Origin of the sequence: Sphaerisporangium fuscum (assembly GCF_018531465.1) — a bacterium.
Lineage (GTDB): Bacteria > Actinomycetota > Actinomycetes > Streptosporangiales > Streptosporangiaceae > Sphaerisporangium > Sphaerisporangium fuscum.
On record NZ_JAHDTF010000081.1, the window covers coordinates 1 to 2502 of the forward strand.

General features: G+C 67.2%; 4 protein-coding genes. 3 read left to right on the forward strand and 1 reads right to left on the reverse strand.

Features of this window, described 5'->3' with window-relative positions:
- The first annotated feature begins 846 nt into the window (after positions 1-846).
- Both KIK05_RS46360 and KIK05_RS46365 read left to right on the forward strand, forming a co-directional pair.
- Positions 847-1230: a hypothetical protein gene (locus KIK05_RS46360; protein WP_214417329.1), complete on the forward strand. Its 384-nt coding sequence runs from the start codon at positions 847-849 to the stop codon at positions 1228-1230.
- Between the two features lie 307 nt (positions 1231-1537).
- Positions 1538-1882: a hypothetical protein gene (locus tag KIK05_RS46365; protein ID WP_214417330.1), complete on the forward strand. Its 345-nt coding sequence runs from the start codon at positions 1538-1540 to the stop codon at positions 1880-1882.
- 71 nt (positions 1883-1953) lie between these two features.
- On the opposite strand, the gene KIK05_RS48635 is transcribed toward KIK05_RS46365, so the two are convergent.
- Positions 1954-2076 carry a hypothetical protein gene (locus tag KIK05_RS48635; RefSeq protein WP_284681645.1) on the reverse strand — a complete coding sequence of 41 codons (123 nt, stop codon included), beginning with the start codon at positions 2074-2076 and terminating at the stop codon, positions 1954-1956.
- Between the two features lie 109 nt (positions 2077-2185).
- Here KIK05_RS48635 and KIK05_RS46370 point away from each other — a divergent pair, with 109 nt between their 5' ends.
- Positions 2186-2374: a hypothetical protein gene (locus KIK05_RS46370; RefSeq protein WP_214417331.1), complete on the forward strand. Its 189-nt coding sequence runs from the start codon at positions 2186-2188 to the stop codon at positions 2372-2374.
- Positions 2375-2502: the final 128 nt, after the last annotated feature.

Genomic DNA, 2502 nt, shown 5'->3' on the forward strand with positions numbered 1-2502 from the left:
CAGTCATCGATCTTGACGTACAGTGCGGTGAGAAGGGTGTTGATGTCTGTCGTCACAAACGGATCATCGACACCCTTCGCTGTTCCCCGCAGTCCTCTTCACAGCGACTTAGGACTTACTCGTCTAGACCGCTGACCATGGCATACCGCCACCGTCCAGTGGCAGAGCGCACCCTGGGACTCCAGCATCTTCGTCCGCACCGAGGCTGCCCTTGAGGCGGTCGGCCAGGTCGCCCAGGCGGTCCGCCGCCTGGGCGACGATCTCCAGGGCGGCGGCCGCACCGCCGCGCGCCCGACGGCCAGCCGGACCGGGCATGCGGCCTGGGGGCCGGTCCCGGCCGGCGCCGCCCAGCGCGCTCCCGCCGACCGGACGGCGGCCGCCGCCCACTCCTCAGCCGGTTGCCGAACGATCTCTAGCACCAGGCCCTGCTAGACCTAGCACCCCCGCTAGCAGCCGATCACGACTCCGACCAGTCGCCTAGCGCCTAGCACCCGGTTCTCTCCAGAGCCCGGGAACGGCCCTGAACCGCGCTCTCCGGCCCTCGCCCCCTTGACCGCTAGACCCGAACCCACAGCCCTCCTGCGCCCCCCTCTAGGGCCCCCTCTAGGCCTAGACCCGCCTCTCTCTAGACCTAGATCCCTCACCATCCCCAGAGTCGATCTCCTCGTCGGGGTCCAGGCCGTAGTCGCCGACCAACTCCCGGCCGCCGCCGTCACTTGGGCCCCGGTGATGGAAGTGTCGCGTGCACGCTACGTATACACAGAGCAACAAAATAGCTACGTTCAGTAATCATCCCGGTCGATGACCGGCGAGCACAGGCATCCCCTTGCACCAGGAGACGCATCCATGCGCAAAGCCACCGCCGTCATACTGGCCTCCACTATCACCGCCGGCCTCGTGATCACCGGGTCCGCCGTCTACGCCGCGATCGGCGGCGCAGAAGCCCCGTACGCGCGGGCGGCAGCCGTGGTCAAGCCCGACGGCAGCGTCGTGCGCTCCAAGGGCGTCGTAAACGTCCGCAGGTTCCAGCTGGCTCATTACTGTGTCGAAGTCGACCACGACATCGACCTCACCAAAACGGTTCCGATCGCCACCCTCCACACGAACACAAACAACTGGAGCGCGGGCCTGTACATCACCCCCGAACAGCCCAACGCCTGGTGTAAGGCGCACGAGATCTTCGTCTACGGAGCAGGAAAAGACATCGGCTTCGACCTCGTCGTGCCCTGAATCAGCGCGCTCACCGCCGATAGGGGGGTGTCGCTAACGAAGCGGTTCATGAAGTACATGCGATCGCGTTAGCCCAGGTCAGAAGGCTGGACTTACGGGACAGAGCACCCGTTTTGTCGGGTGTGCAGAGAGCTGCCCCGGAAGCTGTCCCCAGGGTCAACGCGATCGCGTGTACCTCGTAGCGCGAGCCTTACCGACACCCCGATCTTTGCCGTAGGCCCCTCGCCATCCCCGAGATCTTAACTTTACGTAGTCATAATGCTACCCTCCGTGATGGACGGTTCTTTGACCTGGAGGTTTCCTGACGATGGCAAGAACGCAACTCATCACCATGGCGGTAGCCGGGGCTCTCGCAGGTAGTGTCGCGACGGCCGCCTTGGCGATCTCGATCGGCCCCGCCTCGGCCCGCGAGGCCTCGGTCACGGTGGTCGAGGGCCCACTAACCACCAACCGCACCATCTCCACTGCCACATGCCCGGAGGGCATGCACGTCATCGGGGGCGGCTATCGGGCCGGCCTGACCTTCACGCATGGCGGCTCCCCCGCCGACGCCGTCGACATGGACGCCCCCGCCCTGAACGGCAAGGGCTGGGAGGCCAGGGCCAACGACGGGAACATCAAGGCCAGGGCGCTCTGCGCACCCGACGACTGATCGCCCCACGCTCGTACGCCGGAGGCGCGACTCCATTCTGTCCCGTTACCAGTCGGTAGCGGCATGCGCGCTCATCGACGCAGAACGAGGAGCAGGACGACGGTGACCACAAGCACGGCGGCGATGGCGAGCAGGAATGGCACGACTCCCGCGACGAACTCGTAGACGTGCGGGATCAACGGCTCCTGGTCCAACGATCGCTCCTTTGGGGCGGCGGCATGCCCGATCGTAGGCGGCGACACGGGACCGTCATCATTCGCAATGCCTCGGTGTGAAGGCTGGGGACGACGGGAGGATGGCGGCATGGTCGAGGGGCCGCGAGTGGTGCTGTGGGGCGGGCCGCTGGACGGCATGGAGGTCGAGGCGGCGGAGCCAGAGGAGCACGGGGCCGGGGCGTACATGATCGTGCCTGGCGAGGTGTCCCGGGCCGTCTACGAGCCGGCCGACGATGACGATCCCGGCGTCTGGGTCTACCGGGGCCTGATGGGCTGACCCGGTCTTTCGGCAATCCGCTTGGGGGTGAGGGCGGCGGCCGCCGTACGGTCGGCGGGAGCGCGCCGGGCGGCGCCGGCCCGGGACCGGCCGAAGAGCCGCATGCCCGGTCCGGCAGGCCGCCGGGC

What these genes read in the sequence shown, in the direction of transcription:
- KIK05_RS46360 (WP_214417329.1), top strand. Translation starts at nt 847, where the DNA reads ATGCGCAAAGCCACCGCCGTCATACTGGCCTCCACTATCACCGCCGGC.
- KIK05_RS46365 (WP_214417330.1), top strand. Translation starts at nt 1,538, where the DNA reads ATGGCAAGAACGCAACTCATCACCATGGCGGTAGCCGGGGCTCTCGCA.
- KIK05_RS46370 (WP_214417331.1), top strand. Translation starts at nt 2,186, where the DNA reads ATGGTCGAGGGGCCGCGAGTGGTGCTGTGGGGCGGGCCGCTGGACGGC.